The 15,441-nt window shown below is 64.7% G+C and carries 17 protein-coding genes and 1 pseudogene; 14 read left to right on the plus strand and 4 right to left on the minus strand.

Going from position 1 to position 15,441, the window contains the following annotated elements; translation table 11 throughout:
* Positions 1-42: 42 nt before the first annotated feature.
* On the plus strand, positions 43-858 hold the full coding sequence (locus H3V53_RS11730) for a YhfC family intramembrane metalloprotease (RefSeq protein ID WP_336598032.1): 816 nt from the start codon (positions 43-45) through the stop codon (positions 856-858).
* A 48-nt stretch (positions 859-906) separates the two neighbouring features.
* Positions 907-1,272: a DUF3022 domain-containing protein gene (locus tag H3V53_RS11735; RefSeq protein ID WP_336598033.1), complete on the plus strand. Its 366-nt coding sequence runs from the start codon at positions 907-909 to the stop codon at positions 1,270-1,272.
* A gap of 21 nt (positions 1,273-1,293) precedes the next feature.
* Here H3V53_RS11735 and H3V53_RS11740 read toward each other — a convergent pair whose 3' ends face one another.
* Positions 1,294-1,731: a PGDYG domain-containing protein gene (locus H3V53_RS11740; protein WP_336598034.1), complete on the minus strand. Its 438-nt coding sequence runs from the start codon at positions 1,729-1,731 to the stop codon at positions 1,294-1,296.
* Between the two features lie 213 nt (positions 1,732-1,944).
* Positions 1,945-2,460: a Spy/CpxP family protein refolding chaperone gene (locus H3V53_RS11745; protein WP_336598035.1), complete on the minus strand. Its 516-nt coding sequence runs from the start codon at positions 2,458-2,460 to the stop codon at positions 1,945-1,947.
* A 160-nt stretch (positions 2,461-2,620) separates the two neighbouring features.
* On the opposite strand from H3V53_RS11745, the gene H3V53_RS11750 reads away from it, so the two are divergent.
* The 3 genes from H3V53_RS11750 to H3V53_RS11760 all read left to right on the plus strand — a co-directional run bounded on the left by H3V53_RS11750 (position 2,621) and on the right by H3V53_RS11760 (position 5,402).
* Positions 2,621-3,505 carry a LysR family transcriptional regulator gene (locus H3V53_RS11750; RefSeq protein WP_336598036.1) on the plus strand — a complete coding sequence of 295 codons (885 nt, stop codon included), beginning with the start codon at positions 2,621-2,623 and terminating at the stop codon, positions 3,503-3,505.
* 117 nt (positions 3,506-3,622) lie between these two features.
* Positions 3,623-4,087, plus strand: a complete 465-nt coding sequence (locus H3V53_RS11755; RefSeq protein WP_336598037.1) for an Lrp/AsnC family transcriptional regulator — start codon at positions 3,623-3,625, stop codon at positions 4,085-4,087.
* A 217-nt stretch (positions 4,088-4,304) separates the two neighbouring features.
* Positions 4,305-5,402 (plus strand): saccharopine dehydrogenase family protein, encoded by a 1,098-nt coding sequence (locus H3V53_RS11760; RefSeq protein ID WP_336598038.1) that lies wholly within the window; start codon positions 4,305-4,307, stop codon positions 5,400-5,402.
* 129 nt (positions 5,403-5,531) lie between these two features.
* On the opposite strand, the gene H3V53_RS11765 is transcribed toward H3V53_RS11760, so the two are convergent.
* The gene (locus tag H3V53_RS11765; RefSeq protein WP_336598039.1) at positions 5,532-6,152 is read right to left on the minus strand and encodes a P-loop nucleotide/nucleoside kinase family protein; all 621 of its coding nucleotides are present in this window, start codon (positions 6,150-6,152) and stop codon (positions 5,532-5,534) included.
* A gap of 166 nt (positions 6,153-6,318) precedes the next feature.
* Between H3V53_RS11765 and H3V53_RS11770 the strand changes: the two genes are divergently transcribed.
* The 4 genes from H3V53_RS11770 to corA all read left to right on the plus strand — a co-directional run bounded on the left by H3V53_RS11770 (position 6,319) and on the right by corA (position 8,801).
* Positions 6,319-6,597, plus strand: coding sequence for a FitA-like ribbon-helix-helix domain-containing protein (locus H3V53_RS11770; protein ID WP_336598040.1), 279 nt, complete (start codon positions 6,319-6,321; stop codon positions 6,595-6,597).
* Positions 6,584-6,979 (plus strand): type II toxin-antitoxin system VapC family toxin, encoded by a 396-nt coding sequence (locus tag H3V53_RS11775; RefSeq protein WP_336598041.1) that lies wholly within the window; start codon positions 6,584-6,586, stop codon positions 6,977-6,979. The genes H3V53_RS11770 and H3V53_RS11775 overlap by 14 nt, the downstream gene beginning before the upstream one ends.
* Positions 6,980-7,044: 65 nt before the next feature.
* Complete coding sequence (locus H3V53_RS11780) at positions 7,045-7,599, plus strand: hypothetical protein (protein ID WP_336598042.1); 555 nt, start codon at positions 7,045-7,047, stop codon at positions 7,597-7,599.
* Positions 7,600-7,823: 224 nt separating this feature from the next.
* The gene (corA, locus tag H3V53_RS11785; protein WP_336598043.1) at positions 7,824-8,801 is read left to right on the plus strand and encodes a magnesium/cobalt transporter CorA; all 978 of its coding nucleotides are present in this window, start codon (positions 7,824-7,826) and stop codon (positions 8,799-8,801) included.
* A 137-nt stretch (positions 8,802-8,938) separates the two neighbouring features.
* Here the strand turns inward: corA and H3V53_RS11790 are convergent, their stop codons facing one another.
* Positions 8,939-9,577, minus strand: coding sequence for a LysE family translocator (locus tag H3V53_RS11790; RefSeq protein WP_336598044.1), 639 nt, complete (start codon positions 9,575-9,577; stop codon positions 8,939-8,941).
* 538 nt (positions 9,578-10,115) lie between these two features.
* Between H3V53_RS11790 and H3V53_RS11795 the strand changes: the two genes are divergently transcribed.
* From H3V53_RS11795 to H3V53_RS11815, 5 genes and pseudogenes are all read left to right on the plus strand, one after another.
* On the plus strand, positions 10,116-11,072 hold the full coding sequence (locus tag H3V53_RS11795; protein ID WP_336598045.1) for a sugar ABC transporter substrate-binding protein: 957 nt from the start codon (positions 10,116-10,118) through the stop codon (positions 11,070-11,072).
* A gap of 306 nt (positions 11,073-11,378) precedes the next feature.
* The gene (locus H3V53_RS11800) at positions 11,379-12,977 is read left to right on the plus strand and encodes a sugar ABC transporter ATP-binding protein (RefSeq protein ID WP_336598046.1); all 1,599 of its coding nucleotides are present in this window, start codon (positions 11,379-11,381) and stop codon (positions 12,975-12,977) included.
* Positions 12,974-14,032 (plus strand): ABC transporter permease, encoded by a 1,059-nt coding sequence (locus H3V53_RS11805; protein ID WP_336598047.1) that lies wholly within the window; start codon positions 12,974-12,976, stop codon positions 14,030-14,032. Before H3V53_RS11800 ends, H3V53_RS11805 begins: the two co-directional genes overlap by 4 nt.
* 131 nt (positions 14,033-14,163) lie before the next feature.
* Positions 14,164-15,204 (plus strand): LacI family DNA-binding transcriptional regulator, encoded by a 1,041-nt coding sequence (locus H3V53_RS11810; protein ID WP_336598048.1) that lies wholly within the window; start codon positions 14,164-14,166, stop codon positions 15,202-15,204.
* Between the two features lie 80 nt (positions 15,205-15,284).
* A pseudogene (locus H3V53_RS11815) lies at positions 15,285-15,441 on the plus strand (ribokinase); the annotation flags it as partial.

The raw sequence follows: 15,441 nt of genomic DNA on the forward strand, positions 1-15,441 counted from the left end.
AGCCTACTGTTCGCGGCCGTTTCATGCCGCCGCGCCGAGCCCATGTCCGCCTTGCCCGTATCGCCCATCACGCTTGCCGTGCTCATCGCCGCGACGCTCGTCGTCGCGCTGCTTCCCATCTTGCTGTACCGCCGCTGGCGCGTGCCGTTTGCGTTGAACCGGCGCGACGCGATTGCGGGCATTGCCGTGTTCGCATTGTCCGCGATGGTGATCGAGCGCGCCCTCAACGACTATCTGTTGCGCCAGAACCCGGCGACGAGCGAATGGCTGTCGGACCCGGTTGCGTTCGTCGTCTTTGGCGTATTTGTTGCGGGCATCTGCGAGGAAGTGGGGCGTTTCATCGCGATGCGCTGGCTGGCGCAGCGCCATTCGCGGGAAACCTCAAATGGCCGCGCGGGCGATGCGACGGCGCTTGCGTACGGTCTCGGCCACGGCGGTGCCGAAGCATGGCTTGTCGGCGTGATTGTGCAGGCGCAATGGATCGTGTTCGGCGTGCTGGAAAATCGCGGGCAGCTCGACAGCTATCTGGCCAACGTCCCGCCCGGCGCGCTGATGCGCATTCATCTGCTGCTCGCGAATCTGTCGCCGGCCATGGCAGGCGTGTTCGTGGTCGAACGCGTGGCAGCGCTGGTGTTCCAGCTCGGCCTGTCCGTGCTGATGTGGCGCGGCGTGCGCGCCGGCTCGCGTGCGATACTGCCCGTCGCCATTGCGGCGCATGCACTCGTCGACGTACCGGCGGCGATGTCGCAGGCGGGGCTGCTCTCGCTCGTCACGGTCGATGCCATGTATGCCGTTGCGGGCGTCGCCGTGGCCGCGGTGCTGATCGGATTGCACCGGCGCGGCGTGCGCGCGGCCTGAATTCGAACAGACTTATCGCTTAATAGACAAGGCCCGAGGCCAATCGACATGGAAGCCTATCAGTACGAGTGCGCGAACGCGGAGATCGAAGAACTGGCCCGCGTGATCAGCGATCTCTTTCCCGAGCAGACGCAGTTTTTCGAGCGTCCCGACGAGAACGGCGTGCCGCGGATCATCGTGCATTGGGTGGCGATGCGGTTCGGCTCGACGGCGCGCCGGATGGAGCTGACGATCGCGATCGCGCCCGCCGCGCTCGCGCGTTATCGCGCGATGCCGCCGCGCGCGCGGGGCCGCAGCTTCGCGGTGCTGCGCGCGTATGTGGAAGCGATGCTGGGTTCGCTGGAAGAGGAGCACGCGGCCGGCAAGACCGTGCCGCGTGAGGTGAGCGTCGAACTCGGCGACGAGTTCGCGTGAGGCGGCGGCCGCCGGCCTTTCTCAGTCGGCGAACCGATACACCTTCGCGAAGCGCGCGGCCTGCACCACGCCGTAATCGCCGGGCGCATATTGCATGATCCAGTCGCCGGCCGTGCCTTTCAGAATGTCGCCGCCTTGCGCCGAGCGCGCGAGCGAGAACGCTTCGGTCATCTGCCGGGCAAGCACCACGGCGGGACGGTTGCGATACGGACCGGGCTGACCGTGTGCGAGCGCGGCGTCGGCGGGCAGGTACTTCGCGTCGAAGCGCTCGCGCGACACGACCCAGCGGTCGCCCGTCGAGCCCGTGATCAGCGCATCGCCGCGCGTGTAGCGGTTCGGCCCTTCGAGGCTCATCAGTTCGCCGTCGCCTTCGGCGAATTGCACGGCGACGGTTTCGTCCTTGACGACGCGTTGCGCGGCGGGATCGGTGAGCAGGTCGATGTTCTTCAGTTCGAGCATGAGGCGGGCAGGCTAGTGAGATTGACAGGGCGGCGTAAGCGAAGGCCAATGCGAACGTCGCTGCAGGAAGCAAGCAACGAAGCAAGCAAGCCGGCATCGAAGCAAACGCGGCGCAGGCGCGCATGATGCCAGATTCCCGCGGTGCCAAACAAAAAACGCCTGCCGGTGAGGGCAGGCGTCGTGCGCAGCGCGGCTAGCATGCGCAAATACAGATTACGGCTTGACGGTCGCATCCGACGCCGGCGCGGCCGGCTTGCCCTGACGATGATGGTGCGGGCGGCCCTCGGGCGGCTGACGGCGGAAGGTCTGGTCAGCGAGCTTCTTTTGTTCCGGCGAGAAGCTGTTATAGAGCGGCTCGAATGCATCCACGAGTTTCTTCGTGCCGTCCGCGTGAGCCTGGGTGATCTCGGCGTACTGCTTCATATCGTCGAGTGCGGAGATGTTCTGGTTCGCGTGACGCGCTTCGAACAGCTTGCCCATCGTTTCGCTGTTGTTGCGCATGACATCGGCGAACGCATTCCATTGCGATTCCTGCGCCGACGTGATCTTCAGTTGCGTGTGCAGATACTGGATGCGATCTTCGACGCGTTGTTCGTGTTGCGCCTTGCCCGAAGTCTGCGAAGCCGGCATCGCCATGGCCGGACCGGATGCGCCCGCAGGCGCTGCCGTCTGCGCGAAGGCGGCGCTCATCGTGAGTGCGGAGGCGAGAATAACGAGCGTTTTTTTCATTGAGACTCCTGTTGTCTGTTCGTATGAGACTGAACCCTGGCGAAGCGTCGTGCGTGTTCTTCGACGTGCATCGAACGGTGGGCTATTAGTATCACGTTATCGCGGCATTGCGACCGCATTGCGACAACTGCTTACAACCGAAACGATCGGGAAATAGCCGGTGGATAAATTCGTCAGCATGGAAGTCTTTGTCGCCGTCGTCGAAGCGGGCAGCCTGACAGCAGCCGCGGAACGCTTCGAGCTGTCGTCGGCGATGGTCGGCAAGCATATCCGCTCGCTCGAGTCGCAGCTGTCCGCGCGTTTGCTGACACGCACGACGCGCCGCCAGAGCCTCACGGAAATCGGCCGTCAGTATTACGAGCAGTGCCGGCGGATTCTCGCCGACGTGAAAGCGGCCGAGTCGCTTGCCGAAGCGATGACGTCCGCGCCGCGCGGCACGCTGAAGGTGACGGTGCCGCTCACGTATGGCGTCGAGGTGTTCTCGCCCGTGATGACGGACTATCTCGCGGCGTACGCCGACGTCAGCCTCGAACTCGATCTGTCCAACCGCATCACCGATCTGGTCGAAGAAGGTTTCGATGCCGCCGTGCGTATTGGGCGCCTGCCCGATTCGAGTCTCGTCGCGAGGCGGCTGAAACCTTACCGGATGCGTGCTTGCGCATCGCCCGCCTACTTGCGGCGCATGGGCACGCCGCAGACGCCCGCCGACCTCGCACAGCACGAATGCCTCGGTTTTCTGCACTGGGGACGCGAAGGCATGTGGCGGCTCGACGGCGACACCGACACTGCGTGCCAGCTGCGCCCCGGACGCTTTCGCGCGAACAACGGCCAGGCGCTGAAGGTGGCGGCGATGCGCGGCTTCGGCCTCGTGCTGCAGCCGGAGGCGCTGCTTGCGCGCGAGATCGAAAGCGGCGAACTGGTGTCGGTGCTCGAAGACTTCCTGCCCGACGGCGCCCCCGTGCATCTGATTTATCCGCGCGACCATCAGCCTACGCCGAAGCTCACGACGTTCATCGACTTCGTGATCGAACGGCTCGGCGGCTGAGCGTCGCGACATGTGCAGCGCGCATGCATCGCGCGGCATGCGCGGGTGCATAATCCGCGTCATCGGCTCGCCGCGCGGCGGGCTTCCACTTCAACGCTTCATGACGGCTGTCAATCGATGAGACCACCGCGCCTCGATCAACTCGACGAACTCGACCGCAACCTCGTTGCGCTGCTGCAGGCCAATGCGCGCGAAAGCGTCGCGAACCTCGCGCGGCAACTGGGCGTTGCGCGCACCACCGTGATCGCGCGCATCGCGCGGCTCGAAAAGACGAACGTGATCGCCGGCTACAGCGTGCGGCTCGGCCAGGACGTGCTCGACGCCAGCATGCACGCGTATGTCGGCATCATCATCGCGCCGAAGTTCGGCGCGGACGTGCTCAGGAAGCTCAACCGGATGCCGGAAGTGCAGCTGCTGTGCGCGGTGAGCGGCGAGTTCGATTACGTCGCGTGGCTGCGCGCGGATTCGCCCGACCGCCTGAACGATCTGCTCGACCAGATTGGCGGCCTCGCAGGCGTCGAGCGCACGACGACGTCGATCATCCTCGCGCGCAAGATCGATCGCGGGATGAGCGGCGGGTGAACTGGCTGCGTGCGTGTGCGCTCACGCGTGGCGACGTTTACGCCGTTTTGATAACTTTTCGACATATTGTCTGAATGCATCGTCATTTCGACGAAAACGATGGTCATTGCGCAGCACTTTGCGTCTATAAACCGGCTTCGCTTCTCCCTAAACTGCTCAATAGAGGGGTTCGCTACGGCGGCCGACATCAATCGAATCGAGAACAAAGGAGAAGCGCATGAAAGTTGCCATCGTTGGCGCAGGTCTGATCGGTCACACCATTGCTCATATGTTGCGCGAAACGGGCGACTACGAAGTGCTCGCGATGGACCGCGACCAGCACGCGCTCGACAAACTGGCCGCGCAAGGCATCCCGACCCGTCGAGTCGACTCCGCCGACGCTTCCGCGTTGCGCGCCGAAATCCAGGGGTTCGACGCCCTCGTCAACGCGCTGCCGTACTACCTCGCGGTGAGCGTCGCATCGGCGGCGAAAGGCGCGGGCGTGCATTACTTCGATCTGACGGAAGACGTGCGCGCGACGCATGCGATCCGCGCGATCGCCGATGGCGCCGACCATGCGTTCATGCCGCAGTGCGGTCTCGCACCGGGTTTCATCGGCATCGCCGCGCACGAGCTGGCAAACCGGTTCAGCGAAATCCGCGACGTGAAGATGCGCGTCGGCGCGCTGCCGGAATTCCCCACCAATGCGCTGAAATACAACCTGACGTGGAGCGTCGACGGGCTCATCAACGAATACTGCCAGCCCTGCGAGGCGATCCGTGATAGCCGCACGCAATGGGTGCAGCCGCTCGAAGGCCTCGAGCATTTTTCGCTGGACGGCATCGAGTACGAGGCATTCAACACGTCGGGCGGGCTGGGCACGCTGTGCGAGACGCTGTCGGGCCGCGTCGAGACGCTCGATTACAAGTCGGTGCGCTATCCCGGCCATCGCGACCTGATGCAGTTCCTGCTCGAAGACCTGCGCCTGTCGTCCGACCGCGACACGCTCAAGACGATCATGCGCCGCTCGGTGCCGTCGACGGCGCAGGACGTCGTGCTCGTTTTCATCACCGTGACGGGCGTGCGCGACGGTCAGCTGGTGCAGGAAGTGTTCACGCGCAAGATCTTCGCGAAGACCGTCTGCGGCGTGCCGATGAGCGCCATCCAGATCACGACGGCGGGCGCGATGTGCGCGGTGCTGGATCTGTTCCGCGAGAACAAGCTGCCGCAAAGCGGCTTCGTGCGCCAGGAGCAGGTGCCGCTGCAGGCGTTTCTCGCCAACCGCTTTGGCCAGCTGTACGAGGGCCGCACGCTCGACGCGCTGGCGACCGTCTGAGGTTCAAGCGCTGACGAGGGCCGTCACGTATCAACGAGGCTCCGCAGAGAGCCAGTGAAGAGGCAAGCGAAACGGGCGTCCGGCCACTCTGGCGGGTGCCCGTTTGGTCGTTGGCAGCGCGGGAGGAAATCAGCCGGGCACGGGCGGCAGCGTCGCGCCCGATGTGCGCGGCGCTTGCACGATCCGCGCGACGAGCGCGTCGTCATCGGCGGGCTTCGGCGCGGTGTTGTCGAATGTCAGCAGTCCATCGCATTGCTCGGGCGTCGGCGTGAAACGGCGCTGGCGGTACTCGTCCCAATGCGCGAGCTTGTAGGCGTCATTCGGGTTGCCGCGCGCGATGATCCGCTCGCGCGCCGTGTCTTCGTCTGCCGACACCCACACCACACTAATTTTCACGTCTTTCGGCACGCCAAGCCATGCGTGATCGAACAGCTTGCGCTCGCGTACTTCGCGCGACAGCGGGCCGACCGCGATCACGCCGATGCCGAGCCGCAAGTTGTCGGCGGCCGTATCGAACAGCCCGCGATACTCCGGGTCGCGAAAGTGCTGCAGAAAAAGCGGGCTGTCGCGATCGTTGGGATCGCCCGTCAGCGCGCCGATCGCAGCCGCGCTGTAAACGCCGTACAACGTGTCTTTGTCGAGCAGGCAGAACGCCTCGCCCGTCGCCCGTATCAATGGGCCGATCAGCCGTCGAGCGAGCGTCGTCTTGCCGGTGCCGGCGTGGCCACAGATAAAAACCAGATGCGTCACGACGATGAGTCTCCAGAGAAGTCGATGCAAGCGTGGATGAGAGCGGTCTAAATTGCTGCGTAAGTTGTCTGAACCGATCTTGAACGCGACGGCGTACTGCGGCAAGCGCTATGCCATTCGGCCGAGTCGGTGATATCATTGCTATCACACGTGCGAGAGATAGGTCATGGCGAATCTTTTAGTCCGAGGTCTGGACGATACGCTGGTACAGAATCTGCGCGAGCAGGCGGCAGCTCATGGGCGTAGCGTCGAAGCAGAACATCGGGAAATCCTGGCGCAGGCACTCGTTCAGCCAAAAAAGCTCAGCTTCGCGGAGTTGCTGATGAGCATGCCCGATGTCGGGGAGGACGCTGACTTCGAGCGCCTCAACGACGCAACTGATCAAAGCGAGGGACCGGGTGTATTTGATCGATACCCATGTAATCAGCGAAATGCGCAAGAGTAGCCGCGCGAATCCCGGCGTTCAGGCTTTTTTCGACGCGGCGAAAGATCAGGGGCAGCGTCTCTATCTGTCCGTGGTGACGGTGGGCGAATTGCGGCGCGGTGTCGACCTGATCCGGCACCGCGGCGACAAACTCCAGGCTTTGCGGCTGGAGAACTGGCTCGACACGATCATCGATTCGTTCAGCAGCCATATCCTGAACATCGGCACCGACGTTGCGCAGACATGGGGTTATCTGCGTGTACCGAACGGCGAACGCTCGCTGGACAAGCTGATCGCAGCGACGGCGCTGATCTACAACCTGACCATCGTGACGCGCAACGTGGCAGACTTCGATGGCACGGGCGCGCGGGTGCTCAACCCGTTCCAGCCTGTCAACGCATGACATCAGGCGCAATGGGGCGGTGTGACTCGGGCCGGCCGCCTTACAACAAGAGAAGGGGACGAAGCATGCGACGCATGCACGGCCATGCAATGAATATGGCGCGAATATCGGCGCGGCTCGGGGCATGGACCGAAGCGCGGGTCAAAGCGCGAGGCAAAGCGCGGGTTGCAGCGGCGGCGAGCAAGGCGGGCGACGCGAGCGCGCCTGCCGCGGTGGCCTCGATCGCGCTGGCGGTGGCGCTCGCTGGCTGCGCCGCCACGCCCGCCGACAAGGTGCCGTTCAAGGACGTTCCCGCCGAACGCATCGTCAGGCAGGGCTACACGCAGCCGGCCGCGGGCAAGGTCGCCGTCGACCTGCGCCGTGAACGCACCGACAACGTCATCGTGCGCTTTCGCGACGCGCTCGTGTATGTCGACGGCGAGCAGGTCGCCGACATCATGAACGGCGAGCACATCGTATTCTGGCTCACGCCGGGCACGCATCGCATCGGCGTGTCGACGCAGTTCGATCCCGTCGTCGAGATCAACTTCATCGTTACGCCGGACACGCGCTATTCGAATCGCGCGAGCGTGTCGTTCAACGACAACCACAGGATATTGTTGAACCGGGTGGCCAATTGACGGCTCGGCTGTTCCGCGCCGTTGACAGCTGTTGACCGCTTGACAATCGGAAAGATCGGGAAACAGCCGGAAACAGCGTTCGAGCCGAACTCAACGTAACATCGTGGCTTGAAACCGCGCGTCGCGCGGCTTTGCGCGGCAGCGCATCGGGGCCCGCCCGGCTGTCCGTCGAGACTAACAATTTGTAATCCGCAAAGCCGATTGTTTTCAAGGTACTCAACATCATGCTGATCAATTGCGCCGCGTATCAGGATGGCCGCAAGCTGGCCGACATCGAAATCGACGACATCAGCGTCTACGTCGCCAAGCCTGAATGCTTCGTCTGGGTTGCGCTGAAAGATCCTGGCCCTGGCGAGCTCGAAGTGATGAAGCACGAGTTCGGGCTGCACGAACTCGCCGTGGAAGATGTGCGTCACGGCCATCAACCTCCGAAGATCGAGGAATACGGCGACTCGCTGTTCGCCGTCATGCACACAATCGAAACCGACGACGACGGCGAATTCCTGATCGGCGAAGTCGACGTGTTCGTCGGCGTGAATTATGTGCTGTCGGTGCGTCGCGGCACGCGGCACGGCTTCCAGGAAGTGCGCGCGCGTTGCGAGCGCGAACCGCAGTTGCTCAAGGAAGGCTCCGCGTTCGTGCTGTACGCACTGGCGGACAACGTCGTCGATCGCTACTTTCCGATTCTCGAGGCCATCGGTACTGAGATCGAGCAAATCGAAGACCGCATTTTCGACAAGCACGATCTGTCCGCTTCGCGCGCGATCATCGAAGATCTCTACTCGTTGAAGCGCCGTCTGGTGATGCTGCAGCATCACATCGCGCCGCTGCTCGAAGGCATCAGCAAACTGACGGGCGGGCGCATCCCGACTATCTGCCTCGGCATGCAGGCGTACTTCCGCGATGTCTACGATCACCTCGACCGCATCGTGCGGACCATCGAAGGCCGCCGCGAAATGATCGTCACGGCCATCCAGGTGAACCTCGGCATGATCTCGCTCGCCGAGAACGAAGTCACCAAGCGGCTCGGCTCGTTCGCGGCGCTGTTTGCCGTGCCGACCATGATCGCCGGCATCTACGGGATGAACTTCGAGCACATCCCTGAACTCAAGTTTCAATACGGCTATCCCACGTGCATCCTTGCGATGATCGTGGTCGATCTGATTCTGTACTGGCGGTTCAAGAAAGCGAACTGGCTGTAGGCGCAACGGGCGCAACGGGCGCGAGCGGGGCGGGCAAACGCATGCGCGCGCGAGCACGGACGCTTGCTGGCGCGCCCGCCTGTCGTCGCGGGATCGGCTCGCAGCCCGTGCTGCGTCAACGCTGCGTCAGCGCTTGGTCAGCGTTTGGTCAGCGCCAGCCGCACGCCCAGGCCGATAAAACCGGCGCCTACCACGCGATCGATCCACCGCCGCACGGCCGGCCGCGAACGCACCGCACGCGCGGCCGTCGCGGCCAGCCACGCGATCACGCAATCATTGATCAGCCCGAGGGTGACGAACACGGCGCCCAGTACGAGAAACGCAAGGGTCTTGTGCGCGCTGTCGGCGCTGACGAACTGTGGGAAGAAAGCAATATAGAACAGCAACACCTTCGGGTTCGACGCGTTTGTCACGAAGCCGCGAAAGAGCAGCGTGCCGCGCGACAGACGGGGCGCGTCGGGCGCGCTTTCGCCTTTCGCCACGGCGGCGGCCGTCGGCCATAGCATCCTGAGGCCGAGGTACATCAGGTACGCGGCGCCCATCCACTTGATCGCGTTGAAGGCGCCCGGCGACGCCGCCAGCAGCGCCGTGATCCCAACAGCACACGCGAGCGTATGCAGGCAGCCGCCGAACGCGACCCCAAGTGCGGAAAGCAATCCCGCGCGCCGCCCCTGCGCGATGCTCTGTCCGGCGACGTACGCGATGTCCGGACCGGGCGTCAGATTGAGCACGGTCACGGCGACGAGAAACAGCGGGAACTGGCTGATGCCGAACATGGCGACTCCTTCATCGATGCAGCCGTGCGTCTCGACGCTTCGGTATCAGCAGCGGCGACGGCCCGATCCAGTGATGATACGCAGATCGCGGGTGTTGCGTGGATCGCTGCATGTTGTGCTTTTTCCCTTGCAGCATGCGCAATAAAGGGCGAGCATATGCGTCCTGCTTGCCACATAAGTTGCGGCTTGCGGGAGGATGGAAGCAAAAGAAAGGCAGGGCCGGCGTGTCACCGCGCCGGGCAACAGAAGCAAGCCGCAGCGCTGCGACGCGAGCCTGACAACAGGCCGCGTTCATCGCATCGGCCGACCACCAGGCGGAACCAAGCGAGTGACCTTTGCCACCACGCTACACGAAGTGCCGAAGAATCCGTGCGGCAACACGCGTTTATGCTCACGCGCGCAGCCTCGCGCCGTGCGGTGCAGCGCAGCACACACCTTCGTTGACAGTCCGCTCGGGCACCGCAGAGAATAGCGCTCGCAAACGTTTGCGCACAAACAGAAACGGACTCTCACGGAGTCCAACAACCGGAGATACCGCATGAACCAACGCATTCGCCGCCGCGTTTTGACCGCCGCTGTGGTCTTCACCGCAGCCGCCGCAATGCCGTTCCAGCCGGCCTTTGCCCAGGCCGCGAAGAAGCCCAAGGTCGCCCTCGTGATGAAGTCGCTCGCCAACGAGTTCTTCCTCACGATGGAAACCGGCGCGAAGGACTATCAAAAGCACAACGCCAACCAGTTCGACCTCATCACGAATGGCATCAAGGACGAAACCGACACGGCGAACCAGATCCGCATCGTCGAACAGATGATCGTCCCGAAGGTCGATGCCATCGTGCTCGCGCCGGCGGATTCAAAGGCGCTCGTGCCCGTGGTGAAGAAGGCGGTGGACGCGGGCATCATCGTCGTGAACATCGACAACCGGCTCGATCCCGACGTGCTGAAGTCGAAAGACCTGAACGTGCCGTTCGTCGGCCCGGACAACGCCAAGGGCGCCGAGAAGGTCGGCGACTATCTGGCGAAGAAGCTCAAGTCGGGTGACGAAGTCGGCATCATCGAAGGCGTGTCGACCACGACCAACGCGCAGCAGCGCACGGCCGGCTTCAAGACGGCGATGCAGAAGGTCGGCGCGAAGGTCGACTCGGTGCAGTCGGGCGAATGGGAAATCGACAAGGGCAACGCAATCGCGTCGTCGATGCTCAATGCCTATCCGAACATCAAGGCGTTGCTGTGCGGCAACGACAACATGGCCATCGGCGCAGTGTCGGCCGTGCGCGCGGCGGGCAAGCAGGGCAAGGTCTATGTGGTCGGCTACGACAACATCAACGCGATCAAGCCGATGCTGAAGGACGGCCGCGTGCTCGCCACGGCCGACCAGTACGCGGCGAAGCAGGCTGTGTTCGGCATCGACGTGGCGCTGAAGGCGCTCTCCGAGCACAAGAAACAGTCGGACCTGTCGGGCGTCGTCGAAACGCCCGTCGATCTGGTCACGAAGTAACGGGCGGCGCGGGCGCTCAGGCGGCATCGCGGCCCGAACGCGCCCGCGCGTGAGTGTGAGGCACGCGCTCAAGAAATCTGTCATGCCGCCGTTATTGCCAGAGGTAGGCGTGATGACGGCGGCAAACCGGGCAAGGCCGAGCACGGCAGCGCGCAATCGGATGCATGTTGCGCGCCCGGCCGCACGACCTTGCGTTTCGCCGGGGACATGACGGGCGCAGCCATGTTGCGGCGCTTCACGACGGGCTGCCCGCGCGGCAGGCGTGTCGCGACGGCGCCGCACGGCAGCTACCAAATCTGAATCACGATGGCATCGACCGACGAACAAGCAGACCAAGACGGATTGCCTGCCGTAGTGTCCGTGACGGGCATCGGCAAGACCTACGCCGAGCCTGTGCTCGCCGACGTCTCGCTGGCGCTGCGCGCCGGGGAAGCGCTCGCGCTGACGGGCGAGAACGGCGCGGGCAAGAGCACGCTGTCGAAGATCGTGGGCGGGCTCGTGCAGCCCACTACGGGATCGATGCAACTCGGCGGCGCGCCGTACGCGCCGGCGAGCCGCGCGGAAGCGGAAGCACTCGGCATCCGCATGGTGATGCAGGAGCTGAACCTGCTGCCGACGCTGTCGGTGGCGGAAAACCTGTTTTTGAACCGGCTGCCGCGCAAGGGCTTCGGCTGGATCGACCGCGCGAAGCTGCGCGACGATGCGCGCGAAGCGATGGCGCAAGTCGGGCTGGAAGCGATCGATCCCGACACGCTGGTCGGCGAGCTGGGCATCGGTCATCAGCAGATGGTCGAGATCGCGCGCAACCTGATCGGCGATTGCCGCGTGCTGATCCTCGACGAGCCGACGGCGATGCTGACGGCACGCGAAGTCGAACTGCTGTTCGAGCAGATCGATGCGCTGAAGGCGCGCGGCGTCGCACTGGTTTACATCTCGCACCGGCTCGAGGAACTGGCGCGCGTGGCCGAGCGCATTGCAGTGCTGCGCGACGGCAGGCTGGTGAAGGTCGACGCGATGGCGAACCTGTCGAGCGACCAGATCGTCACGCTGATGGTCGGACGCGAGATCGGCGAGCGCATCGATCTGGGCGTGCGCAACATCGGTTCGACGCTGCTGAAGGTCGAGGGCATGAGCCGCGCGCCCGTCGTGCGCGACGTGTCGTTCGAGGTGAGGGCGGGCGAGATTTTCGGCGTAAGCGGGCTGATCGGCGCGGGCCGTACGGAACTGATGCGGCTCATTTACGGCGCGGACCCGAAGGACGCCGGCACGGTGTCGCTGGCGAGGTCGGCCGGCGCGATGCCGGAGCCCCTGCAGATTGCAACGCCCGCCGACGCCGTGAAGCACGGCATCGCGCTGATCACGGAAGACCGCAAGGGGGAAGGCCTGCTGCTGCCGCAGCCGATCGCCGCGAACGTGTCGCTCGGCAATCTGCGCAGCGTCGCGCGGCATGGGATCGTCGACGCGAAGCGCGAGAACGCGCTCGCGAAGAAGCAGATCGACGCGATGCGCATCCGCACGTCGGGCCCGGCGCAGGCGGTGGGCGAGCTGTCGGGCGGCAACCAGCAGAAGGTCGTGATCGGCCGCTGGCTGGCGCGCGACTGCAAGGTGTTGCTGTTCGACGAACCGACGCGCGGCATCGATGTCGGCGCGAAGTTCGATATTTATGGATTGATGGGCGCGCTGGCCCGTGAAGGGCGCGCGCTGGTGGTGGTGTCGAGCGACCTGCGCGAACTGATGCTGATCTGCGACCGGATCGGCGTGATGTCGGCGGGACGCATGACGGGTGTGTTCAAACGCGACGAGTGGACGCAGGACGCGCTGCTCTCCGCGGCCTTCGCCGGCTATCGCAGCCGCGAGGCGCTCTTGCACCCACACGACAGCCACGAAGGAGAGACTCTGTCATGAGCAATCAACCGGTCGACCGCGGGATCGCGGACAAGGACTCGACGGCCGCGGCCGCTGGCGTTACGGCGGCGCAGGCAGCCGATCCATCGGCGCCGCTCGCGAGCGGCAAGCCGGCGGGCACGCGTTTGGGTTTTTCGAACTATCTCGGACTGTTGGGCGCGCTGATCGCGATGATCGCACTGTTCTCGGTGCTCAGCTCGCACTTTCTGACGTACGACACGTTCGTCACGATCGCGAACCAGATTCCCGACCTCGTCGTGATGTCGGTCGGGATGACGTTCGTGCTGATCATCGCCGGCATCGATCTTTCCGTGGGCTCGGTGCTGGCGCTGGGCGCGTCGGTGGTGAGCGTCGCGTCGCTGAAGTGGCAGCTGGGGCCATGGACGGCAGCCGTGCTCGGTCTCGCGGCGGCGGCGCTGACGGGCACTGTCACGGGCGCCGTGACGGTGGGCTGGCGGATTCCGTCGTTCATCGTGTCGCTCGGCGTGCTCGAAGCGGCGCGCGGCTTCGCGTATCAGATGACGAACTCGCGCACCGCCTATATCGGCGATGCGTTCGACTTCCTGTCCAACCCGATCGCCGTCGGCATTTCGCCGGCGTTCCTGATCGCGGTGGCCGTGATGATCGTGGCGCAGCTCGTGCTCACTCGGACGGTGTTCGGCCGCTATCTGGTCGGCATCGGCACCAATGAAGAAGCCGTGCGGCTCGCGGGCGTCAATCCGAAGCCGTACAAGGTCATCGTGTTCGCGCTGATGGGTGCGCTGTCGGGACTCGCCGCGCTGTTCCAGATCTCGCGTCTGGAAGCGGCCGACCCGAACGCGGGCGTCGGGCTGGAGCTGCAGGTGATCGCGGCTGTCGTGATCGGCGGCACGAGCCTGATGGGCGGGCGCGGCTCCGTGATCAGCACGTTCTTCGGCGTATTGATCATTTCGGTGCTGGCAGCGGGCCTCGCGCAGATCGGCGCGAACGAGCCGACCAAGCGGATCATCACGGGCGCCGTGATCGTGGTCGCCGTGGTGCTGGATACGTATCGAAGCAGGCGCAAGCGCAGTTGATGTCAGGGTGAACAAAGGGCGGCCGCCGTGGCGCGGGACGGCAGCCGCTTCGCGAGAACGAACGAGAGCACCGCGGATGCAGCATGAGCTGCATTGGCCAGCAGTAAAAACAGGCAGGGAGTAACAAGCTTATGGCGACGATCAAGGATGTGGCGGCCATAGCCGGCGTGTCGTTCACGACGGTATCGCATGTGGTGAACAACACGCGGCCCGTATCGGCGGACGTACGCTCAAAGGTCGAGCTGGCGATCCGCCAGCTCAATTACGTGCCGTCGGCCGTGGCGCGGTCGCTGAAGGCGCGCTCGACCGCGACGATCGGGCTCGTCGTGCCCAACAGCACGAATCCGTATTTCGCGGAAATGGCGCGGGGCATCGAGGACGGTTGCGCGCGCAATGGCTATTGCGTGTTTTTCTGCAACTCGGACGATGATCCCGCGAAGCAGCGCAATTACCTGCGCGTGCTGCAAGAAAAGCGCATCGACGGGCTGATCGTCGCATCGGCGGGCGATGACGCCATCCTTGCGCAGACGCTCGCCGATTCGCGCGAGCCGCTCGTGATCGTCGACCGCAATATCGAGGGCGTGTCCGCCGATCTCGTGCAGATCGACCACGAAAAGGGCGCCTATCTCGCGACGCGCCACCTGCTGCAACTCGGGCATTCGAAGATCGGCTGCATTACGGGTCCCGTCACGACGGCCGTCAGCGCGATGCGCGTGCACGGCTTCATTCGCGCGATGGCGGAGCGCGGCATCGAGATCGCGCCCGACGGCATCGTCGAAAGCGACTTTTCGGGCAGCGGCGGCTATCGCGCGGCGGGCCAGCTGTTCGATACGGTGCGCCCCACGGCAATTTTCGCGGGCAACGACATGATGGGCATCGGCGCGTTGCGCGCGGCGGCCGAACGCGGGTTGCGCGTGCCGCAGGACTGCTCGATCATCGGCTTCGACGACATCGAACTCGGGCGGTTTACATACCCGGCGCTGTCGACGGTCGGCCAGTCGGTGCGCGCGCTCGGCGAAATGGCCGCGCAGACGCTGATCGAGCGGATCAGCGGCACGTCGGGCACGCAGGCGGGCGCCGCGTTCCGGCGCCGCGTGATCGCGCCGCGCCTGATTTTGCGCGAATCGACGGCGGCGTTCGCCGGCGCACGCCGCAACGCGAAAGCGGCGTGATGGCAGGCGCGCGGGCACCCGCGCGCGATGAATGCGGGCGCAACAAGGACCGCGCCCAACGCAAGACGAAGGAGACAGCAGTGACAACGAACGAAGCGCGCGGGCACGTGACGGTGGTCGGCAGCCTGAACATGGATCTCGTCGCGCGCGCGCCGCGCCTGCCGCAGCCGGGCGAAACGCTTGCGGGCCACGCATTCGCGCAGGTCGCGGGGGCAAGGGCGGCGAACCAGGCGGTCG

The organism is Paraburkholderia bengalensis, assembly GCF_037126505.1.
Taxonomy (GTDB): domain Bacteria; phylum Pseudomonadota; class Gammaproteobacteria; order Burkholderiales; family Burkholderiaceae; genus Paraburkholderia; species Paraburkholderia bengalensis.